This is a genomic window from Pseudoalteromonas sp. SG41-1, assembly GCF_014164575.1.
In the GTDB taxonomy this organism is placed as follows: Bacteria; Pseudomonadota; Gammaproteobacteria; order Enterobacterales; family Alteromonadaceae; genus Pseudoalteromonas; species Pseudoalteromonas rhizosphaerae.
Window position 1 is genome coordinate 16,127 of record NZ_JACJFL010000016.1, and the last position, 22,376, is coordinate 38,502.

Here is a 22,376-nt window from a genome sequence, read left to right on the forward strand (position 1 = left end):
AGGAATCGCGAGGACACATCACCTTAGTGCTTATCGTCAGTGCAATTATACTTTTTGGATTAGGTGTAAAAATTGGCGCAATGTTATAAAAATGCCCCAAATTTGGGGCATCTAAATTAAGCTTCTTAGTTATTTAAATGCTCGTTATTCAAACACCTTATCTACAGCAAGTACTTCAATATTTTTCGCTGGTATTGCCAGTTTGTAATTAGCGATTACTTTATCCTCAGCAACTAATTCAGCTGGTTTCTCTGCATTATATACCATAGGGGATGTTTGCTCTGACGCTAGGCGCTTTTGCATATCTTTTCCGTCGCCGGTGATAAACACATACTGAATATCATCCGTTTGTAAGTTCTCTTTTATGACACGATTTACATCAGCTACTGTCAGTTTTTCAAGCTTGCTCGTTACATATTTTACGAAAGTATCGGTGTTGTAAAACTCACTATCTAGCGCATACCCTAATTGACGGTTTTGGCTTGCTACCATTTGCGGCACAAAGTTAATTAAGAAGTTACGCGTTGCGTCAAAGTCTTTTTCTGTCATGCCATTTTTGATTAGCTTATCAAGTTCAAATAAAGCGGTACGCGTTGCAAAATGAGCGTCATTGTTCGAGCGCAGCGGGCGAAGCCATACTTGAAATATTTGCTCAGAGCGGCCTAAGTTTGCATCAGGCTTAGTCTGGAACATACCTCGTGGGAAATACTCAATATATGCGTAATCGCCGTAGTTCATACCGCGGGTTTGACGAATGCGCTCATAAAGATATGAGTTTGAACTGCGGTGCTCGCCAAAGTATGAGCGAACTAACCACAGTGCCGTCCAGTCTTCACTACTACGAATGGTATCAATTGGGAAGCCAAACGATACCGCAGTCGATTGCGCTGATTTTTCTACAATTGTAGCGTGATGACCTTTTAGCGCTGGTGCATCAGGAATCGATAAACGACTTTGCTGACCTTTAGGCAAAGCACTTAAATCGCTAAACATGGTTGCTTTAAGTGATTCAGGTACTGCGCCAATTAAACCGACAGTCAGTTTAGCTTGAGTAAATTCTTTCGCATAAAACGCTTTCACGTCATCAAGTGTTAATGCTTCTAAATCAGATAGATCACCGTAGTTATAGCTCTCATATGGGTGACCTTGATACAGCTTATGATAAAGCACTTCTTTACCTAGCTCTTCGTCATTTGAGGCTTTTAGGCCAGATTTTATACCGTCGATGAGCTCTTTCTTAAGGCGTTTAAAGTCATCTTCTCTAAAGCCAGGATTTAGTAACTGCTCACTAACCAGTGCATACCATTGTGCAGCGTTATCTTTATGGACACGCCCTTGTAGCGAAATCATTTCTTTATCTATCTGATAACCAAAGCTACCTGCCAATGGATAAAGTGCCTGTTTAATGTCGTTGTAGCTCTTCGCCTGTGAACCACCTTGAGCAAGCATGGCCGCAGTGAGTGCAGCTACGCCTTTTTGACCTTTAGGATCAGCCGCAGCACCGGTATGGAATAACCAGTTAATATCAATCAATGGCGAACTATTGGTTTTATCTAGCACTTTAAAATGACGCTGTTGCACAGTTTGCTTGCTAGCAACGAGAGTGTTTAAGTCCACTTCTTGTTCAAAGCCAGCCACTTTATCCAGTGCAGACATAGTCACAGTAGTACGACCGCTGTCTACAAAATACTTATTAGCAATGTCTTTAATATCTTGCGCGGTGATGCTATCTGCCGTTGCATATAACTGATTGACGACTTCTGGATCGCGCTCAAAATGCATATAACTGGCAAGGGTTGAACCTATAGCTTGTGATGAGTCTAGGCCGTTAATAAAGCTGTATTTAAGATTGGATTTTAAATCAGCTAGCTTTTGGCTATCAACCAACTCAGTGCGAGCTTTTGCGTAGGTGCTATTAATTGCATCACGAGCAACCGCTAAATCAGCCTCATTTTCAACTTTCACAAAAACATGTAATAAGCCGGGATCTTTGGTATCAGGGTTATAGCTAAACATTTGGCTAGCAATTTGTTTATCAACCACTAACTCTTGGTAAAGCTCTGAGTTGGTTGAAAAATAAAGCTGTGACAGTAAATCAAGCGCGGCTCTGTCTTTTTGTTTTGGCTGCCAGGCTGTGCCTTTATAAGATACTAATAACCAATGCCCTGGTAAGCCTTCGTTTTGCTCATGTATATATTTCGCCGCTTGCTGTTTTGGTTCGGTTGGAATATCAGCAACGAAATCGCCTTTTTGCCATTGGCCCCAGTGTTTTTTAACCATAGCCATAGTTTCAGCTGGATCAACATCGCCTACAATCACTAATGACACATATTCAGGTTTATAAAACTTAGCAAAAAACTCTTTACCGTATGCCATTTGATCCGGCATGGCTTCAATATCTTCAAAAAAGCCCATGGTGGTATGTTTATAAGTATGTTTTTCGAATGCTTCATTACGTACTGCAGAAAGTAACTTACGAACCGGGCTGGCATTATTTTTAAGGTATTCGCCTTTAACTGTTAATGCTTCGGTACGAAATTGCTCTTCTGAATAAGTCAGGTTTTGAAAAATATCCGCTTCAATTTCAAGTACTTTATCAAGATGTTGCTTTGAAAAGTTTAAGTGATAGTTAGTGTAATCATTGGTTGTATAAGCGCGATTATCAACCCCAGAATTTTTTAGAATATCAGAATACACATCTTGCGGATATTTTTCAGAGCCTTTAAACATCATGTGTTCAAAAAAGTGTGCAAAACCGGTTTTACCTGCTTCGACTTCATTACGAGAACCGACAGACACTGGAATTTGTAGTGATACCACATCAGGGTAATCAGTTTTAACCACCATAACGCGTAAACCGTTATCAAGCTCTTCTAATAAATAATCTTGTGAGAACACCCGATCATTACTACTGGCAACCGTTGACTGTTCAATCTCAACCTCTTTGACCATGTTTGAGCCGCTGTTATTTGCACAGCCGCTCAGTGCAAGCGTTACCGCAAGGCTCGTTGCTAATAATTTAAATTTCATTGCTATCCCTTGTTAGTTGAATAAATTTCTTGTTTTTAGTCATCCGATTATGCAACAAAGCAAGTCAATATAAGACCCCTGAGGTAATAAATTATGTAAACAGTTGTGTATCAGAGAACTCTTCATTCAGAGCAACATGAATAAAACTCACCTTCGTTGAAAAAGTTTCACTAAAAAAAATCTATCTAGACGTCTAAATGGCTGCTATATTATTTGCCATAGACACTAACTTAGCTGGAATGAGGATTATGGCTTTATCACTACAAGAGAAAATTGAAGACACCAATCAGGGTGTGTACTTAATTGGTACCACCCCACCACGTATTGGTACTGATAAAGCGCAGCTTGAAATTATCGCCCAAAAGCTCTTAGCTCGTTTGCATGAAATTGAATACGATGGCGTGATTATTTATGACATTCAAGATGAAAGTAGTCGCACTGAGATGCCTCGCCCTTTTCCGTTCAAGCAAACAGTAGATCCTCGAGAATACAGTAACTTACTACGTAATTTATCGCATCAAGAAGTGATCACTTATAAAAGTGTTGCACAGCGCGGTGTGGCCGAATTTAAACAGTGGTTAAGCGAAACTAAAAACCAGTTTAATTTAAAAAACCTAGTATTAGTCGGTAGTCCATCATCTGACGGGGATATTAAATTAAGCCTGCCTGATGCTTATAAAGTCTTAAGCGAACAGCCTCAAGACTTCTTTTTAGGAGGCGTTACCATTGCCGAGCGCCACGCAAGTAAACGTAATGAACATGAACGCTTACTTGAAAAAACCACGCAAGGCTGTAAATTTTTTATCTCACAAGCTGTGTATAACGCGCAAGCAACCGTGGATTTGATCACCAGTTATGCGCGCAGCTGTAAAGCTCAAGGTATCGAACCTAAACGTATTATTCTAACCTTTACACCCTGCGGCAGTGAAAAAACCTTAGAGTTTATGCAATGGTTAGGAATTTCCGTACCTGATGCAACTAAATGGCGGATGCTTGATTCGCAAAACCCACTGAGTGAATCTGTACGTATTTGCCGTGAAAACTTAGATTTAATACTAAGAAGTTGCGCGCATTTAGACGTGCCACTGGGGTTAAATATTGAAAGTTTAACCAACCGTAAAGAAGAAATTGATGCATCTATTAATCTTTACCGCTTATTAAAAGCGACGATGGAATTAAACTTAGCTGAAAAACAAATTGCGTAAGTATCCGTTTTTATAATTTATCACTCAAAGTAAGCATATCCGTTTGCTTATTTTGAGCTTGATAATAAATACTATACTATGCAATGAATTAATAAGTCACGACTGAGAACGATTATTTGCGTCTTCTGTTTGGTGTTTTTTGCCCTGTAATACGTTTTTTGTCGCGCTCTTTACGTGATTTATTGGTGTTTTTACGGTTGTCTTTTGGCTTTTTATTTGGATCAGGTTCATAGCCAGCTAACCACTGCGGCGTTAGACGAGTATCAAGCAACACTTCAATTTCTTCAAGTAACCACTGCTCGTCAAGGCTGACTAATGACATCGCTAAGCCTTGCTCGCCAGCGCGCCCTGTGCGGCCAATACGGTGGACATAATCTTCAGCTATATAAGGTAATTCAAAATTAATCACATACTTTAACGAGACTATGTCTAGACCTCGAGCTGCAACATCGGTTGCCACTAGCACACGAGTGGTACCTTCTTTAAAATCTTGCAGTGCTCTATCACGTGCACCTTGAGATTTATCACCATGAATTGACTGTGTTTTTAAGCCATCTTTACACATTTCTTTGGCGAGTTGATCGGCCATTTGCTTTGTGCGAGTAAAGATCAGTACTTGGCGCCAGTTTTTCATGCCAATCATGTGCGAGACAAGCTCACGTTTACGGTCTTCATCAACCGCGTAAATGATTTGCTCAACTTCTACAGCCGCAGAATTACGTTTATCGACTTCAACAAGTTTTGGATCTTTTAATAACTTTTTACTGAGCTCAAATACACTATCGTCAAAGGTCGCTGAAAATAGTAAGGTCTGACGATCACTGGGAACATGGCGCAATATACGTTTAATTTCGTCAATAAAGCCCATATCAAGCATGCGATCGGCTTCATCAAACACCAGTGAATCAACACTTGATAGCTTAATGCTGCCTTTGATTATATGATCAAGTAATCGCCCTGGCGTTGCCACTACAACTTGTGCATCTTTCATGGCTTTAATTTGCGGGCCAATACTGGCACCACCATAAGCGAGTGCACCTTTAATATCAGTACCTTGTGCGTATTTTTCAAAGCTAGCGAAGACTTGCTGAGCAAGCTCTCGAGTTGGTGTCAAAATAAGTACTCTAGCAGTACCCGGCTCATCTTTACTTGGTGTATTAAGTAATTTATGTAACAGAGGTAATACAAAAGCAGCTGTTTTACCTGTTCCTGTTTGTGCACTCCCCATAACATCATGACCAGCTAAAATCAGCGGAATAGTTTTTAGCTGTATCGCCGTAGGGGTATGATATTCATTTTGTTCAAGTGCATTAAGCAGTACAGGATCGAGTTTTAACTCAGAGAAAGTAGTCGCAGACATAAGTTTAGCTTTGTGTAACAAATAATGGCGCTATTGTACGCCCAAAGCGAATAACAAAAAAGGCGCTTTGCGGCGCCTTTTTAAGCTTGCTAAATGTTCAAGCTGGTTTGAGGGTTTCTTTACGTTGGTTATAGAACGTAATTAGATCATCCACCGTATCTTGGCAATACTGTTGAATACCTGATACCAACATGTGCTTTTCACCACAGCCGACTTTTACGCCATTTTCTAACAAGTTAAAACGCAAAGTGATTTTTCCACGCTTGCCTGTATATTCAAAACTCGGCTCTGCGTATTCTAACGTAGGTGCATGGATCTCTAATGTATCGAGATTAATCAACATTGACTCATAGATAACCATAGGGCGAGCAGGGTTGATCATGACATCTTGCTTGCCCATAAGTGGAATAATAACATGCGGAAAGGTTGTACCTGAAAACTCAACGTAATTTTTTATTAGACTATCTGTGAGTGTTTGGCACTGGCTAGTTTTACCTTCGCGCTTAACCTTCAGCATGACTTTATCGCCACTGGTAATATCAAACTCATCTGCCCCCTCAGGGAAGTTGAGTTTGGTATTCTCATCAACCATGCCGGCAAAGGTAAATTCCATTTTTTCACTGATGCCATAACGACTTAATACCAATGAAAATAATAAATCTCCAGGCACACAAAAACGTTTTGCATCTTTATCATGAAGTGGATTGTAATCATCAGCAACGCACTTTGCGAAACGACACCCTTGTTCACGAGAAATAGAGACATAGTCAGCATGTTGCTGATAAAAAGGACTTAACATAGTTGTTCACTGCTTAAACTGCTTATAACCTGCCTATTCTACCAGATAAAATTACAATAGAGGTCGAATCTGTTAAACTTTTGTTTCAGATACAAAAAAGCCGCGATATCGCGGCTTTTTTAATAATTTATTATAACTTATAAACCAGCACGTTCTTTAATAGCTGGTATTAATGCAGAACCGCCATGACCATTTGCTTCGGCCCATGCTATGTCAGCTCCATCTTCTAAAGAGCTTTTAGATAAGTTTTTCACAATGTATTCACCAGTATCAACTGCATTACTGGCAACCGCATGGCGTAGCAAGTTAAGACCATTACATTGTACTGCATCATAAATATTACGAATTTTCACACGTGAGCTTTTTAATTTATCACGTAGACGGTTTTTATCATCCGCAGCTATGTATTCACAGATTGAAACAGCTAACTGATCATCCGCTTTAACTGGCGCGCTAAAAGCAACAGAACCAGAAATAACAGCTGCAGCAATAACGAGTGTTGATAATTTAATCATTTTATACCCTTGTGTAATACTTTATAACTACCTTAGTTGTTTAATATTGTATCAACCTATAAGCTTAACCGCAATAATGTTACTTAACTTTATCCAATGTGACGAATTTATAACCATAAATGTTTTTATCGTCAGGTTGATTATACAGCTCTTCTACAACTTGCCAGTTTGCTGATTGTTCATAATCAGGGAACTGAGTATCCCCTGCAACATCAAGGTCAATAAACGTTAAATAAAGTGTATCGGCACTTTTTAAAAATTGTTGATATACATTCCCGCCACCAATCACCATTACTTCATCAGACTCACACAGCAATGAAATTGCGGCTTCAGGAGATGTTACTACATCAACCCCAACTGCAGTATAGTCTGTATTTCGGCTAATAACGATGTTGCGTCGACCAGGTAAAGGGCGACCAATTGACTCAAATGTTTTACGTCCCATGATCACGGGCTTATTCATTGTAACCGCTTTAAAATGCTGTAAATCAGCAGGTAAATGCCATGGCATATCATTATCTTGGCCAATCACTCTATTTTTAGCCATAGCTGCAATCATTGAAATTTTCACATTAAAACCCAATACTTTTTTATTATAAAAAGAAAAAGGAGCACCAGCTCCTTTTAAAATATTTTACTTTAGTCTAACGCTCATAGACAACTTCAACGTCATAATCGTCATCATCCCAACTATCCCAGTCGTCGTCATCATTCTTCTTAGTGGCATCTTTATGATAAGTATCCCATTTGAATTCAACTTCTTCATCTTCAACTGGTACAAACTTTTCTTTTGGCATGCTATCAAGTAGCGTCATGATGTTATGAATTAATGGCTGAGTATTTAGCTTATTAATTGCAGAAATATGATAAATATTTTCAGTCTCGCCTAACTCTTCAGCGATTTGCTCACATAGCTCCTGAGCTTCATCTTCAGGCAATAAGTCTATTTTATTAAAGACTAACCAACGTGGTTTTTCAGCCAGCTTCGGGCTGTACTGATGCAACTCATTAATGATCGCAAATGCATTATCTACTGGGTTTGAACCATCGGCAGGCATAACATCGATAATATGCAGTAATACACGGCAACGCTCTAAATGTTTCAAGAAGCGAATACCCAAGCCAGCGCCATCAGAGGCACCTTCAATTAACCCTGGGATATCTGCAATAACAAATGATTTATTTGCTTCTGGACGTACCACACCTAAATTTGGAATCAGCGTAGTAAATGGGTAATCAGCTACTTTTGGTTTCGCTGCCGATACACTACGAATAAAAGTAGACTTACCTGCATTTGGCAAACCTAATAAACCAACATCAGCTAATAATAATAGCTCTAGTTTAAGGTTACGTACTTCACCCGGTGTGCCTAATGTTTTTTGACGAGGCGCTCGGTTAGTACTTGATTTAAAACGCGCATTCCCCAAGCCGTGGAAACCGCCTTTTGCAACCAAAATTCTTTGACCATGTTGAGTTAAATCACCAAGACCTTCTTGGGTATCAACATCCATGATCCGAGTACCTACAGGCACCATCACATATAAGTCATCAGCCTTTTTACCGGTACAGTTACGACTGCGGCCATTAGTACCACGTTCAGCTCTATGAAAACGCTCAAACTGATAATCGATTAGGGTATTTAAGTTTTCATCAGCTTGTAGATAAACACTACCACCATCTCCACCGTCACCGCCGTCTGGTCCACCATCTGGGACATATTTTTCACGACGGAAAGATACGATGCCGCTGCCACCGTCTCCAGCTTCTGCGCGAATTTCTACTTCATCTACAAACTTCATGATTACTCACTTTAGGGATTGGCTTGTTAATTTCACTATTATATACCTAAGCCAAGCTGATTGCAGGCTTGGCTTAGGTATATATTTATTTTCAAAACAAAAAACCCCGCAAAGGCGGGGTTTTTTAAGAACCGATTCTGATTACTCAGATACGATGCTTACGTATTTACGGTTTAAAGGACCTTTTTGTTCAAACTGAACTTTACCATCTGCTTTTGCGAAGATAGTGTGGTCTTTACCGATACCTACGTTTGTGCCAGCATGGAATTTAGTTCCACGTTGACGAACAATGATGCTACCCGCTAGAACTGATTCGCCACCAAAACGCTTAACACCAAGGCGTTTGCTTTCTGAATCGCGACCGTTACGAGTACTACCAGCTGCTTTTTTATGTGCCATTTCTAAGTACCTCTAATTAAGCGCTAATGCCAGTGATTTTAACTTCTGTGAACCATTGACGATGGCCCATTTGCTTACGAGAATGCTTACGGCGTCTAAATTTAACAACCTTAATCTTCTCACCGCGACCATGTGAAACAACCTCAGCTGTTATTTTACCACCGTTTACGAACGGTACACCGATCTCGATTTTCTCACCATCAGCAACTAAAAGTACTGAATCAAATTCAACTGCTGCACCAGTCTCAACGTCTAATTTCTCAAGACGAATTGTTTGACCTTCAGTCACACGGTGCTGTTTACCACCACTTTGGAAAACCGCGTACATAATTAACTCCGTCTGTGCGCCCTCAAATCGACGCAACTAAAATATTATTCAATAGGGCGCGAAGTTTACGCTAATGTGCAAAAACTAGCAAGCCTGTTTTATTAATTAAATGAATAAAAAATAGCTGCATTGAAGGCGATTCAATATTTTCACCTATTTTATATTAAATTGGCATTATGCCAAGCCTTTTTAGCGTTTCATGACAAATAAATTACACCACGAACAAACACGCACTAAGAATAAAAAACAACCATGTTGAATTAACGTAAATTTTCTCAAATAAAAAAGTTATCTTTCCAAATTAAGGCTAAATTAAGCTGCTTAACCGTGTTTTTTCAGCGAATCGTCACAAACTGTCGAGCAAAGCTGTTTTTTGTTGTACAATCAGCCCCGTATACCCATTAAAATTGGCTCGGAGATCAATGGATATAAAAGCTATCCAGGCGTTAATCGAAAACGATATGAATGACGTCAATCAACTAATTTACGCGCAAATGCGCTCTGATGTAGCATTAGTCAATCAACTAGGCTTATATATAGTAAACAGCGGCGGCAAGCGTGTTCGCCCTATGTTGGCTATTTTAGCGGCTAAAGCACTTGGCTATGAAGGCAAAGATCATGTTACTTTAGCAACTATTGTTGAATTTATTCACACAGCTACATTACTGCATGATGATGTCGTTGATGAATCAAATTTACGCAGAGGAACACCGACAGCAAATGCTGAGTTTGGTAATGCAGCCAGCGTACTTGTTGGTGACTTTATCTACACCCGCTCATTTCAGCTGATGGTTGGTATTGGTAAAATGCAAGTTATGCAAATACTCGCTGATGCAACCAACGTGATTGCGGAAGGTGAAGTGCTGCAATTAATGAACTGTAACGACCCTGATACCACCGAAGATAGCTACATGCAGGTAATTTATTCTAAAACAGCTAAATTATTTGAAGCTGCAACAGGCCTTGCTGCGATTATTACCGAAAAAGACGACTCTACGCTGCAAGCGCTTAATCTTTATGGTATGCATTTAGGAACCGCTTTTCAATTGGTGGATGACGTACTTGATTACAATGCTGATGCTGAGCAGTTAGGTAAAAACATCGGTGATGATCTGGCCGAAGGCAAACCTACCCTGCCACTACTTTATGCTATGCGCCACGGTAATGCTGAGCAAGTACAGTTGATCCGTGATGCCATTGAGCACAGTAATGGTATGGACCACTTAGAAGCTATTCTAAGTGCCCTCAATGAAACCAAAGCACTTGAGTTTACGATGAATAAAGCCAACGAAGAAGCTGATAAAGCGATTGCGTGTTTATCTGTATTAGATGAATCACCGTATAAAGAAGCACTCGTTAGCTTGGCTCGTATTGCCGTTGATCGTAATCACTAATAAACACCTAATGTATAAAAATCCTTCGAGCATAAAAAAGCCTGCAAATGCAGGCTTTTTTGTATCAATCGACTTAGCAATTAAGCGTTGATGAAATCAACACCTTCTTGGATGTCTTTTTTCAGCGTATCAAGCATGTCGTTTTTAGCTTGCTCTTCAAATGCGCTTAGTTCACCGTAAGAAAGAATTTCTTCTACGCCGTTTTTACCTAAACGTACTGGGTGTGCAAAGTATGCAGCATCGCCATTTTCAACAGCAACGTAAGCGTAATCTACAACGTCTTCACCTTGTAAGCCTTTAACTAAAGACATACAAAAACGTGCAGCAGCAGCGCCCATTGATAATGTTGCAGAACCACCGCCCGCTTTTGCATTTACTACTTCAGTACCTGCATTTTGGATACGTGGAGTAAGTGCAGCAACTTCTTCATCAGTGAAAGTAACGCCTTCAACTTGAGATAGTAACGGAAGGATTGTTGTGCCTGAGTGACCACCAATTACTGGTACTTTCACAGTTGCAACGTCAACACCTTTAAGCTCAGCTACAAATGCTTCTGAACGGATCACATCAAGAGTGGTAATACCGAAAACACGTTTCGCGTCGTAAGTACCTGCTTTTTTGAATACTTCCGCAACAATTGGCACAGTGCCATTTACTGGGTTAGTGATAATACCCACTAATGCTTTTGGACAGTTAACAACAATACCTTCTGCTAATGTTTTGATAATACCAGCATTAACATTAAATAAATCAGCGCGGTCCATACCAGGCTTACGTGGCATACCAGCAGGGATAAGAACGATATCACAACCAGTTAACGCTTGATCTAGTGCATCAACACCAAAGCCTGCAACTTTAACGTCAGTTGGGATATGAGAAAGATCAACAGCAACACCAGGAACAACTGGAGCAACATCATAAAGTGATAATTCAGAACCAGCTGGTAAGCCTGTTTTTAATAATAAAGACAACGCTTGGCCGATACCGCCAGCAGCACCTAATACAGCAACTTTCATTGGAATTCTCCGTAATTTGAGGTAGGAAATATTTGTGGCTCTAAAGATAATGAAATTAACGACTAAAGACAAATTTATCCTGCTTATTTCACATATAATTTAGACCATAGTTGTAAACTTGCTGGTTTACAGCACTAAAATCCATCGCAAAAGCAAACAACTACTGCATAAGTATGCAACATTGTGTACAATTAGCGCATCACTTATGAATAAGAACCTATAATATGCAACCACAAGATAAACAAGAAGCATTAGTAAAGGCCTTTAAGGCACTTTTAAAAGAAGAAAACTTTGGTTCACAAGGTGAGATTGTTGACGCCCTAAAAGAGCAAGGCTTTGATAATATTAGTCAAAGTAAGGTGTCGCGGATGTTAAGCAAGTTTGGCGCGGTACGCACTCGTAATGCCAAACAAGAAATGGTCTATTGTTTGCCTGCTGAAATGGGCGTACCTACAGCGAAAAGCCCATTACGTCAGTTAGTGATTGATATAATGCATAACGAAATGATGATCATTATTCGAACCAGCCCAGGAGCTGCACAATTAATTGCTCGACTATTAGATTCATTAGGTAAAGCAGATGGCGTACTAGGTACCATTGCTGGTGACGATACTATTTTTATCGCTCCAGCTAAAGTATCTGAAATTGATGTAACTCTTGAACGTGTGCGTATTTTATTTGATACGGTATAAATCTACCGATTCAAACTTTTTACAGCTGCTTTAAAAAGTTAATTGATGGGGCAAAAAATGCAGAACCCATATCGGCTTGAGTAAAATCAAGCCAATGATCGTAGCAATCGGCATCACCTAATCGACTTCGTAATACTTGCTCAAATGCATTTCCCTGTGCTGCATAACTAATCGCTAATATACCCTGTTCGTAAACGTCACCATAAGGCATGTTTTGATTTAATTGCAGTGGTTGCCCTTGCTCATCTTTTAACTCAGTGCGTACAGCATGACTATTCTCAGTCGCAGGCATAATCAAGGTATTATCTAAGCGAGTGCGTCCCATTATTTGCTCTTGCTCACTCAGAGGTAAATTTTGCCACACACTTAAGTCATGCTTATAGCGCTGTATATGTACGTAACTGCCTTGATCTTCAAAATGGTTGGGTTTATTGATTAACGCTGTGATGCGCTTTTGGCGACCATGAGGAGTGTCACCACCGAGTATAAAACCATTAAAATCGCGACCATCTAAAAATCGAAAGTTTCGCACTTGCTCAACTAATTCAACATCGGGGGCAAATAACTTAAGAATTTGCAAAGCAAATAAATGGTTTACATCTTCCCTATCGGAACGAATTTGGACAAATAAATCAAAAGGCTGAGCCCCCATAATATGATCATTATGAGGAATATTAGGAAAGCTCTGTAATTCACTAGGCAGAAATTCAGGCAGAATGTGCGGCCAATACTGTGCCCCCACTGCAACTAGGCTGGAGAGCATCGATTCAGAAAACTGATCTGAAAACTCATCTTGGATAGCGCTAACGTATTTTAACTTTTTGCGTAATGACTCATCGTGGCCATCAAATACATTAAAAAACAAATGTAAACCGTGCAAGTTTGCCTCAGCACAAATTCCAGATTGCGCTTGCGCCATGGTATTTCCTTAACTCAAAATCTCATACACGGCGTTTTTAATGAAATTAAAAATACTAAAGCACTTAATCTGCGAAAAAGTTAACCGTGTGTGGTGTTATTTTTATTGTCACCTGTTCATTTGCTAAAAATGAGTGGCCCAACTGAGCAGCAACTTCAATTTCTTGTCCATCAACCATAACCTTATACACAAAATGCGAACCAACAAAACGACTGTTTAAAATAGTCACCGTATTTGCACTACAGCCTTGTGATTGAAAAGGTATTAACTCAAGATGGTGTGGGCGAACATAAAGTTTCCCAACTTGCTTAACATGACGATGCGTAACTAATGACTCAACACATCCGAAAGCAGTATGATATTCAGTTGCTGTTAATACTTCTGCGTCTAAGTATATGCCCTGACCAAGAAATTCTGCAACTACCTTTGAGCTTGGAGCACTAAATAGCTGCTCAGACGTACCTTGTTGAGCAATTTTCCCACAGTGCATTACCGCTAATGTATCAGCAAACGCAAATGCCTCTTCTTTTGAATGAGTAACAAATACAGCTGATACTTGCTGGGTTTTAATAATACGACGAATATCTGCAATTAACTCAAACCGTACTTGCGTATCAATATTGGAAAACGGTTCATCTAATAACAATAAACTAGGTTTATAAGCCAGTGCCCTAGCAATTGCCACTCGCTGCTGCTGACCCCCAGATAACTGATGCGGGAAACGTTCTGCACAATTAATTAAATGCACTAACTCAAGCATTTCAGCAACGCGCTTTAACTTATCCGCTTTTGTCATATTGGTTAAGCCAAAGGCAATATTATCAGCCACAGTTAAATGTGGAAATAGCGCATAATCTTGAAACATCATGCCAATATTTCGATACTCTGGCGCTAAAAAAGTATGCTCATCACTGACTAACTTACTATCAATAAATACTTTTCCTTGCTTTGCTTCAATCAGCCCAGCAATAGCTTTTAATGTGGTGGTTTTTCCACAGCCACTAGCACCGAGTAAACACACTATTTCATCTTGTGCGACAGTTAAATCTAAGTGCTCAATCACGGATGTGCCGTTGTATTGATACGATAAATTTTCTAATACTAAACTGCTCATTAACTGCGTTGCTCCATCGAGCGATTAATAAAGTATAAAGGAATTAACCCCACCAAAACAATTGCTAACGCTGAAATAGACGCCAGCTCTAACTGCTCATCACTGACATACTGAAACACATGAGTCGCTAAGGTTTCAAAATTAAATGGCCTTAATAACAATGCGGTAGGTAATTCTTTCATGCATTCAATGAATACCAACAATCCTGCGGTTAAAATACCACGACGTAATAACGGGATATGTACTTTGCGTAGAGTTTGGCCTTGGCTTTTCCCCATTGATTGACTCGCCATATCAAGCGATGGGCTTATCCGCATAAAACTAGCTTCAATTGCACCATGAGCTATAGCGTAAAAGCGCACCACATATGCAAATATAATTGCAAACAAAGTACCGCTCAATAATAGCCCCGGTGTAATACCTATTGGCTCTAACCAAGTATTTAATTTATCGTCTAACAAGGTCAATGGTAACAACACTGCAATAGCGAGTACTGTTCCAGGTAACGCATAACCTGTACTGGCTAATCGCCCAGGTACAAGTGGATATTGCTGCTTAGCAATGCGCTGATAAAATACCACTAACAGACTCAAAATAATGGTGATAATGCTCACGATGGCCGCGACTTTAAAGCTTTGCCATGCATAGAGAAAAAATACGCTTTTCCATGCTTGTCCGAAATATGAAATGGCATAACCCATTAACACAGCGACAGGTAATATAAAGGCAAAAAATAACACTGCAATACAAAAGATAGTTGCCAGCCATGCACTTTTGCCCGTTAAGTTATATAGCGCATCACTGTTGACGCTTGGTTGGCGCTCAAATACAGCTTGATTACGACGACTAAAACGCTCCATCGTTAACGCTAAAAACAATATAAGTAACATAATACCTGAAATTTTAGCCGCAGCTGTTAACGAATAATACCCTAACCAAGTATCATAAACCGCTGTGGTTAAAGTACTTACCGCAAAATAATTAACGGTTGCAAAGTCAGCCATTGCTTCCATACTGATCAGCGTCAGTCCAGCCACAATCGCCCCTCGAGCAAGTGGTAAACTAACTTTGAAAAAGCTCTGCTTAGGTGATAATCCCATCAACTGACTCGCCTGCACCAATTTAAATGACTGTTCGCGTAATGCAGTTTTAAAAATCAAATACAAATAAGGATAAAGCACTAAGGCAATCATAATAATCGCACCAGATAAAGTACGAATATCAAAAAACCAATAATCATTAGGTGATTGCCAACCAAACCATTCGCGTAACCCTATTTGCACCGGACCGGCATAATCAAACAGATCAGTGTAAACGTAAGCAATAATATAGGTCGGCATCGCAAGGGGCAGCATAAGCGCCCACTCAAACTGTTTACGGCCGGGAAAATCACAATAAGCGGTTAACCAGCCAAGCGGAAGGGCAATAATACAACTGACAACGCCAACACCCAAAATAAGTAACAGTGTATTGCGGGTATAATCCCATAGCACGGTATCCCAGAGGTGGCTAAATACGTCAGAATCGCCTTGTAGTGATTCGAACAATAAAAAACACAATGGGGTTATCAACACTATGCCAATAACCCACGCGAATAACTGCCATCGCGACAGTGAAAATTTTAAACTCATTAAAGGTCGAACTTCACCTCATCAATTAGCTTAAGTGCTAAAGGACGATATTTGCTAATTTCATCAAGCGCTAAGCTATCTTCCTTAAAGCTACCCCATGATGCTACTAAGCTTGATAATTCAACGCCCAGCCTTACTGGATATTCCATATTGACCGAAGCGTACATATTTTGCGCCTTATTGTCGGTCATAAACTCGATTAGTTTCAAGGCATTTTCAGGATTTTTAGCGTACTTGGTCATAACTACACCAGATACGTTAATATGTGAGCCTCTGTTATCTTGATTCGGAAAGTTAATATGTACGGCATCAGCCCATGGTTTTTGCTCGGGATCTTCCATCATCTTACCAAAGTAATAACTATTACCGATCGCTAAATCACATAAGCCTTCTTTTACTGCCTTTACTTGCCCGCGGTCATTACCTTGAGGTTTACGAACTAAATTTGCTTTCACACCTTCAAGCCATTTTTTAGTTTCTGCTTCACCATGGTGTGCAATCATTGAAGCGACCAAGCCTAAATTATATGGGTGCTTACCCGAACGGGTGCAAATTTTGCCTTTGTATTTAGGATCGGCTAATTCTTCATAGCTTAAATGCGCTAATGCACCTATGCGCTCTTTTGATGAATAAACGTTACGCACCCGCTTAGTTAATGCAACCCATTGTCCTTCAACATCACGAAACTTAGCCGGTACATTACTATTAACGGTTTCACTATTAATTGTTTGGGTTAAATCTAATTCATCTAGCTGCACTAAATCACTAAAATTAGAGGTTAAGACTAAATCAGCTTGGCTATGCTTTCCTTCACGCTTAACACGCTCTATTAATCCTTTTTTAGCAAACACCACATTTGTTTTAATGCCTGTTTGCTTAGTAAAATCATCTAATATTGGCTGAATTAAAAACGGTTGTCGAAAAGAGTAAATATTTACTGCTTCATCTGCAAACACAGGGGTTGTTAACACTAAGCCAACTAAAGCTGCTAATGTCTTTTTCATAAATCGCTTCCAACTAAATAATAACTATTATCATGTAATGATAACTTGCTCCTTGAAAAAGTGCACTTATTAAATCTTAATCAATGATGACCATGCCCATAATGGAAATCACTTGTGCGATATATCTCACGGTTATGACAGCTATTGAGTATAAAACATCATAAAAAAAGTCTAAAAACAAACTAACCACATGAAATATAATAACTATTATAAAATTTCAAAATAATGACTGTATTTTCGTTACTGTTTTTAGCCTATTTTGTTTGCAGATACTCTCTATACTTACTTCATCGGTTAAGCAGTGACGCTTAAATGAGTAAACGGACAAGGAATGATTACTCATAAACCTCGAATTAAAGGTTACGTTAGGAAAAAATGGATTCACGGACAGGCTCAGGATGAGTAGCACTAAGGATAGAAAATACACGGACAGCGTCAAGATGATGCGAAAAGGAATAACAACAGGGCTCGCAAGAGAGTTGTTAGACAGGATGTTATAAAAGCGGACAGATGGACAGGCCCTAAAGGGTATCACAATGGAACTGTTAACTAAGGGATAGCATCAGGACGATGCGTAAAGGACCGGTAATAGAGATTACCAAAAAGGATCAAAAGGAAGCACATAGGACAGAGGCACGGATAGCCTATATCACGCAGAACGAATAAGTAACAGTGTGATCACATGGATTAGTAAAGTTTAGGAGTTGATTAAGTTCAATTGCAGGATGCAGAAAATTAGAAGATTCCGCAAGCGCGACTAGCAATAGTTCGCGCTTTTCTTTTGCCCAAAAATACCCTCTGCTTAACGACTACTTGTCAATTAACTCGCTCATTAATACTCTCGCGTCTAATCTAATACTTTATTGATTGTGTATAAGCGATGACTTCTCTAAAATAGCGCGCTCATAAATCATTGAGGTCGGCCGTGTTAATTAACTACAATCCTCCATTAGATCCGTATTTAACCATTTTATTTCAAGATGATGATTTACTGATCGTCAACAAGCCCAGTGAACTTTTGACTGTGCCGGGAAAAGATCCTAAACACGCCGATTGTTTGATAGCTCGCGTTAACCGTGTTTTTCCTACGGCAAAAGTAGTTCACCGCTTAGATATGGCAACCTCTGGAATTATTTGTTTAGCAATGCATAAAGCGGCTCATCGTCATTTAAGTATGCAGTTTCAAGAACGCCAAACTGCAAAGCGCTATATTGCACGAGTGTACGGTAAATTAGAGCCATTAACGGGATCAGTCAATTTGCCACTGATCTGTGATTGGCCAAACCGCCCTAAGCAAATGGTTGATCATGACAAGGGGAAGCCCTCTTTAACTCATTACACTGTACTGGAGCATGAGTTGCACGCCACTCGTGTGGAACTTACCCCTATTACCGGACGCTCACATCAATTACGTGTGCATATGTTGTCATTGGGGCACCCTATTTTAGGCGATAGGCTCTATGCTCACCCTGATGCCCTGGCTGCTGCCCCCCGCTTGCAATTGCACGCACAAATGCTACAGCTCACTCACCCGGGAACAGCACAAATTATGACTTTTGAAGCTGAGCCAGAGTTTTAATTACGAGCTTAAAATCACACTAAACTTTTTGCTGTACACGCCGATAACAACTTATTGATTCATCGTGGTGGTTTATATGGCTATCGGCAAACAGTTTAAAGTATGGCAATTAATTAGTTTGGTTTACGCGACTTTCTTGGCCATGCAAGCCCAAGCAGCCGACTTTATTGCACCCACACCATGGTCAACAATCAGCAGTAATGATTTATCACGCCTAATGCCGCAAGATGAACTAAAACCGCTACTTGCTGGTGATACTGAGTTTTTAAGTTTATATCGCCAACACATGAGTGCCCAGCAGCGCGGTGTGGTGTTGATTATCCCTGATTGGCAACACTTACCTACCAATAACAACGGGCTCAACTTTTTACGTACGCAACTTAACGATTTAGGCTATGCCACAATTGCTATGACGGTACCCGATATTGATTGGCAAGCAGCGCCACCTGCGGATGCAAGTGAAACAACTGAACCTGCAGCGGCTAAGCAAACTACAAGTTCAGACAATGGCGAACCATCAGCTGACACAGCCACTCCTATTGTACATGTTGATGCTATCGCTCATATAAGCAATGCAATAATAGATAATTATAAACTCAACTTAATTGCACGCTTTAATGCGTTGTATCAAAGTGCATTGGATGAAGATGGGAAAATTGTTGTTATTGCACAAGGTGCCTCTGCTGGAGTATTGCTCGAACACTATGGCGAATATCCAAATACCAACATAGATGCATTTGTCAGCCTTAGCAGTTATTTACCAAACAGTAAACGTAACCAACAACTTAACGCGATTATATCGACTATTAGCCCGCCGTTATTGGATATTTACTACAACATAGATAACCCAGACTTACTGCTGAGTGTGGCGGATAGAAAACGCTGGGTTAAACGTCACAGTAAATATGATTACCGCCAACGTGAGCTGTTTGGTTTGCGCTCTGAGCCTGAGCAACATGAGCGCTTGACCAAAGAAGTAGACGGGTTTTTACGCCGCCTTTTTTAAATATTCGTAAGCGGCTTGAATATCTTGGCTTTTCTTGACTGCCAGTTCCATCATATGTTTAGGTAAACCTTGAGAAACTAATTTATCAGGATGGTGCTGCGCCATTAATTTACGGTACGCTACTTTTACTTCTCGTTCACTCGCCTCATTATTTAACCCCAGCAAAGCCAGAGCTTGAGTACGGCTCATGCCACTATTTGGCGGTACATGATGCCCTGAGCCTTCACGATAACTACTGCTTTGCCCTTGTTGACGTTGTTGCTGCTGTTGATAGCGTTGTTGTTGCTGACGAAATGAAAATTCAGCTTGGTAACGTTTAAGTACAAATGCAAAGTGAGTTTTAGAGATCCCTAATAACTTACTTACCTCTTGGAGTAGCTCCTTTTCTTGCGCAGCTAACACCCCATCAGAAAACGCCATTTGGATTTGAATTTCTAAAAACAGTTGTAATAAATCATGGCGACGAGCAAAACGCTCTTTAAAATCGAAAACAGTTTCTTTTAATGAAAAATCAGCGTCTTTTCCCGCTTTAAATGCATCTTGTGCCTCTTTGCGATCATCACCAGTGAGTCCCATTTCATCCATAAATAAACTGGCAGCACGGATGTGGGTTTCGCTTACGCGGCCATTTGACTTAGCAATGTGCCCCATTACTCCAAAACAGCTGGTAAAAAATAACGCTTGGCGCTGATTAATATCATCATCGCCTTTAAATAAGCTTGAAAAGCCGCCGGCTTTATCAAAGTTCTGCTTTAAACTCTTGTCAAACATATGGCCCAGGTATAAGCCTATAAATAAGCCTATAATACGCCCAAACATAAAGCCAAAGCAGGCACCTAAAATTTTACCCCACATGAGGCGCTCCTATTATATGTGAATTACTTAATGAGTTTTTTGTTGCTCTATCAACAACTCATTCAATTGAGCTAATCGTTCTGGAGTTCCGATATCGTCCCAGTTACCTATGTACAGCTCCGTAGAGACAACATGCTCAGCCAATTTACTTTTTAATAATGGCCCTAAGCGATGAGTACCCGCTGTAATTCCTGCAAAAAATTGCTGATGAAAGCGACTAATACCAGAAAATGTATACTTGGGGCTATCTGCGCTTAGATGACGCAACGTAAAGTCACCATTTGGGTTGTGGGCTGGATTTTCAACCAACACAATATGTGCCTCGCCCGCATCTAAGTGAATATGCAGTAATGAACTAACATCATAGTCGGTAAATATATCGCCATTAATAACAATAAATTGCTCACCAAGCAAAGGTAAGGCTTGAATAATACCACCTGCAGTTTCTAATCCCTGCTCAGGCTCTTGGCTATACTCAATATGTACACCAAGCCGGCTACCATCGCCAAAGTAAGCACGGATCTTATCTCCTTGCCAAGCAAGGTTAATAATAAAATCAGTGATCCCTGCTGTTTTTAGTCGCTCAATATGATGCTCGATTAATGGTTTTCCTTGCACCTTTAACATAGGTTTAGGTAATTCTGCGGTAAGTGGCATCATTCGCTGACCGCGACCCGCGGCTAAAATCATCGCTTTCATTATTTAGTTGGCACTTTATTAAGTGCGACTAAGGTAGCAGGAATAATCTTACTGCTGATCCATTTACCCAGCTCCACCAACGATGAATGATCTTGCGCCACATCACTAATGTAGCGCAGTGTCGGTAATACATTATCCATATAACCGAGTTTACCATCGCGTAAATTTAACCGGCAAAAAATACCCGCCGCTTTTAAATGGCGTTGAATACCGGTTAAATCAAACCATTGTTTAAAGGTTGCAAAGCTGATGTTACTGAGCAAGCCCTGTTGCTCAAACTCAGCAAATGCATGCTCAAGTAAGTATTCAAGTTCATCGTGAGGAAGTTTAAAATAACAATCACGCAGTAACGATACCAGGTCATAGCATACCGGGCCTTGCACGGCATCTTGATAGTCAATAATTGCCCATTGCTGTTCACTGTGCATAATATTACGGCTATGAAAATCACGGTGTACGGTGACGCTAGGTTGCGCGAGTATATTTTCAATTAATAACTCACAGCTCGTTTGCCATAAAGTACGTTCTGCAGCAGTAACTTCTAGCTCTAAAAATCCCTCTACCAACCATTCTAAAAAAATACTTAGTTCTAATTCTAAAAATGCCCGATCAAAATCTTTCATGTGCTCAACAGGCGGCATTTTTGCCCATTGTGCACTAAGTTTTATAAGGTGTTTATAGTGATTAATACGTTCTTTATCATCTAGCATATCAGCAAGATGTGTGTTGCCTAAATCGCTTAATAAGAAGAACCCTTGCTTTTCATCAGCATGTAATATTTTTGGTAGTTTGAAACCATGCTCAGAAAAAACTTTGTTGAGTTCTATATAAGGAGTGTTATCGAGCTTAGCTGGATCTGAGTCCATAACTATATAGCTATCTTGACCGCGATTTAGACGGAAATAACGACGAAAGCTGGCGTCTCCGGTGATCGCAGCTAGCTGGTATACTTCATCTTCGAAGTGCGGATTTAAAAACTGCTGTAAACTTTTATAACGATTCATTTTACAAGATATCTATTTTTCACTAAGT

21 protein-coding genes are annotated in these 22,376 nt (G+C 40.0%); 5 read left to right on the forward strand and 16 right to left on the reverse strand.

The window, feature by feature from the left end; translation table 11 throughout:
- Window positions 1–144 precede the first annotated feature (144 nt).
- The gene (locus H5203_RS11035; RefSeq protein WP_145235488.1) at window positions 145–3,030 is read right to left on the reverse strand and encodes a pitrilysin family protein; all 2,886 of its coding nucleotides are present in this window, start codon (window positions 3,028–3,030) and stop codon (window positions 145–147) included.
- A 248-nt stretch (window positions 3,031–3,278) separates the two neighbouring features.
- Here H5203_RS11035 and H5203_RS11040 point away from each other — a divergent pair, with 248 nt between their 5' ends.
- On the forward strand, window positions 3,279–4,235 hold the full coding sequence (locus H5203_RS11040) for a methylenetetrahydrofolate reductase (protein WP_145235486.1): 957 nt from the start codon (window positions 3,279–3,281) through the stop codon (window positions 4,233–4,235).
- Between the two features lie 112 nt (window positions 4,236–4,347).
- On the opposite strand, the gene H5203_RS11045 is transcribed toward H5203_RS11040, so the two are convergent.
- The 7 genes from H5203_RS11045 to rplU all read right to left on the reverse strand — a co-directional run bounded on the left by H5203_RS11045 (window position 4,348) and on the right by rplU (window position 9,435).
- Complete coding sequence (locus tag H5203_RS11045) at window positions 4,348–5,595, reverse strand: DEAD/DEAH box helicase (protein ID WP_182819725.1); 1,248 nt, start codon at window positions 5,593–5,595, stop codon at window positions 4,348–4,350.
- Between the two features lie 97 nt (window positions 5,596–5,692).
- Window positions 5,693–6,394, reverse strand: coding sequence for a DUF3581 domain-containing protein (locus H5203_RS11050; RefSeq protein WP_145235481.1), 702 nt, complete (start codon window positions 6,392–6,394; stop codon window positions 5,693–5,695).
- 137 nt (window positions 6,395–6,531) lie between these two features.
- Window positions 6,532–6,909: a DUF3718 domain-containing protein gene (locus tag H5203_RS11055; RefSeq protein WP_145235479.1), complete on the reverse strand. Its 378-nt coding sequence runs from the start codon at window positions 6,907–6,909 to the stop codon at window positions 6,532–6,534.
- 79 nt (window positions 6,910–6,988) lie between these two features.
- Complete coding sequence (folA, locus tag H5203_RS11060) at window positions 6,989–7,480, reverse strand: type 3 dihydrofolate reductase (protein ID WP_182819726.1); 492 nt, start codon at window positions 7,478–7,480, stop codon at window positions 6,989–6,991.
- Between the two features lie 73 nt (window positions 7,481–7,553).
- Entirely contained in the window at window positions 7,554–8,708 is a 1,155-nt protein-coding gene (gene cgtA / locus H5203_RS11065; RefSeq protein WP_145235477.1) for an Obg family GTPase CgtA, read from the reverse strand.
- Window positions 8,709–8,849: 141 nt separating this feature from the next.
- Window positions 8,850–9,107 (reverse strand): 50S ribosomal protein L27, encoded by a 258-nt coding sequence (gene rpmA, locus H5203_RS11070; RefSeq protein ID WP_064665557.1) that lies wholly within the window; start codon window positions 9,105–9,107, stop codon window positions 8,850–8,852.
- A gap of 16 nt (window positions 9,108–9,123) precedes the next feature.
- Window positions 9,124–9,435 carry a 50S ribosomal protein L21 gene (gene rplU / locus H5203_RS11075; protein ID WP_006794538.1) on the reverse strand — a complete coding sequence of 104 codons (312 nt, stop codon included), beginning with the start codon at window positions 9,433–9,435 and terminating at the stop codon, window positions 9,124–9,126.
- 422 nt (window positions 9,436–9,857) lie between these two features.
- Here rplU and ispB point away from each other — a divergent pair, with 422 nt between their 5' ends.
- Window positions 9,858–10,829 (forward strand): octaprenyl diphosphate synthase, encoded by a 972-nt coding sequence (gene ispB / locus H5203_RS11080; RefSeq protein ID WP_145235474.1) that lies wholly within the window; start codon window positions 9,858–9,860, stop codon window positions 10,827–10,829.
- A gap of 80 nt (window positions 10,830–10,909) precedes the next feature.
- Here ispB and mdh read toward each other — a convergent pair whose 3' ends face one another.
- Window positions 10,910–11,845 (reverse strand): malate dehydrogenase, encoded by a 936-nt coding sequence (gene mdh, locus H5203_RS11085; protein ID WP_182819727.1) that lies wholly within the window; start codon window positions 11,843–11,845, stop codon window positions 10,910–10,912.
- 224 nt (window positions 11,846–12,069) lie between these two features.
- Here mdh and argR point away from each other — a divergent pair, with 224 nt between their 5' ends.
- The gene (gene argR, locus H5203_RS11090) at window positions 12,070–12,537 is read left to right on the forward strand and encodes a transcriptional regulator ArgR (protein WP_145235470.1); all 468 of its coding nucleotides are present in this window, start codon (window positions 12,070–12,072) and stop codon (window positions 12,535–12,537) included.
- A gap of 19 nt (window positions 12,538–12,556) precedes the next feature.
- Here the strand turns inward: argR and H5203_RS11095 are convergent, their stop codons facing one another.
- The 4 genes from H5203_RS11095 to H5203_RS11110 form a co-directional block, all read right to left on the reverse strand.
- Window positions 12,557–13,456: a Dyp-type peroxidase gene (locus H5203_RS11095; RefSeq protein ID WP_145235468.1), complete on the reverse strand. Its 900-nt coding sequence runs from the start codon at window positions 13,454–13,456 to the stop codon at window positions 12,557–12,559.
- A 64-nt stretch (window positions 13,457–13,520) separates the two neighbouring features.
- On the reverse strand, window positions 13,521–14,570 hold the full coding sequence (locus tag H5203_RS11100) for an ABC transporter ATP-binding protein (RefSeq protein WP_182819728.1): 1,050 nt from the start codon (window positions 14,568–14,570) through the stop codon (window positions 13,521–13,523).
- The gene (locus H5203_RS11105) at window positions 14,570–16,201 is read right to left on the reverse strand and encodes an iron ABC transporter permease (protein ID WP_182819729.1); all 1,632 of its coding nucleotides are present in this window, start codon (window positions 16,199–16,201) and stop codon (window positions 14,570–14,572) included. The genes H5203_RS11100 and H5203_RS11105 overlap by 1 nt, the downstream gene beginning before the upstream one ends.
- A complete protein-coding gene (locus H5203_RS11110) occupies window positions 16,201–17,205 on the reverse strand; it encodes a Fe(3+) ABC transporter substrate-binding protein (protein ID WP_145235462.1) in 1,005 nt (334 codons plus the stop codon). The genes H5203_RS11105 and H5203_RS11110 overlap by 1 nt, the downstream gene beginning before the upstream one ends.
- Window positions 17,206–18,130: 925 nt before the next feature.
- Here H5203_RS11110 and rluA point away from each other — a divergent pair.
- Together rluA and H5203_RS11120 are read left to right on the forward strand one after the other, a co-directional pair.
- Window positions 18,131–18,784 (forward strand): bifunctional tRNA pseudouridine(32) synthase/23S rRNA pseudouridine(746) synthase RluA, encoded by a 654-nt coding sequence (gene rluA, locus H5203_RS11115; RefSeq protein ID WP_182819730.1) that lies wholly within the window; start codon window positions 18,131–18,133, stop codon window positions 18,782–18,784.
- Window positions 18,785–18,860: 76 nt separating this feature from the next.
- The gene (locus H5203_RS11120; RefSeq protein ID WP_182819731.1) at window positions 18,861–19,790 is read left to right on the forward strand and encodes a DUF3530 family protein; all 930 of its coding nucleotides are present in this window, start codon (window positions 18,861–18,863) and stop codon (window positions 19,788–19,790) included.
- Here the strand turns inward: H5203_RS11120 and djlA are convergent.
- From djlA to H5203_RS11135, 3 genes are read right to left on the reverse strand one after another with little or no spacing between them, the layout of a single operon-like run.
- Complete coding sequence (gene djlA / locus H5203_RS11125; RefSeq protein ID WP_149982088.1) at window positions 19,773–20,645, reverse strand: co-chaperone DjlA; 873 nt, start codon at window positions 20,643–20,645, stop codon at window positions 19,773–19,775. The genes H5203_RS11120 and djlA overlap by 18 nt on opposite strands.
- Window positions 20,646–20,672: 27 nt before the next feature.
- A complete protein-coding gene (gene murU / locus H5203_RS11130) occupies window positions 20,673–21,344 on the reverse strand; it encodes an N-acetylmuramate alpha-1-phosphate uridylyltransferase MurU (protein WP_145235454.1) in 672 nt (223 codons plus the stop codon).
- Window positions 21,344–22,348: an aminoglycoside phosphotransferase family protein gene (locus tag H5203_RS11135; protein WP_182731787.1), complete on the reverse strand. Its 1,005-nt coding sequence runs from the start codon at window positions 22,346–22,348 to the stop codon at window positions 21,344–21,346. Before H5203_RS11135 ends, murU begins: the two co-directional genes overlap by 1 nt.
- Window positions 22,349–22,376 lie beyond the last annotated feature (28 nt).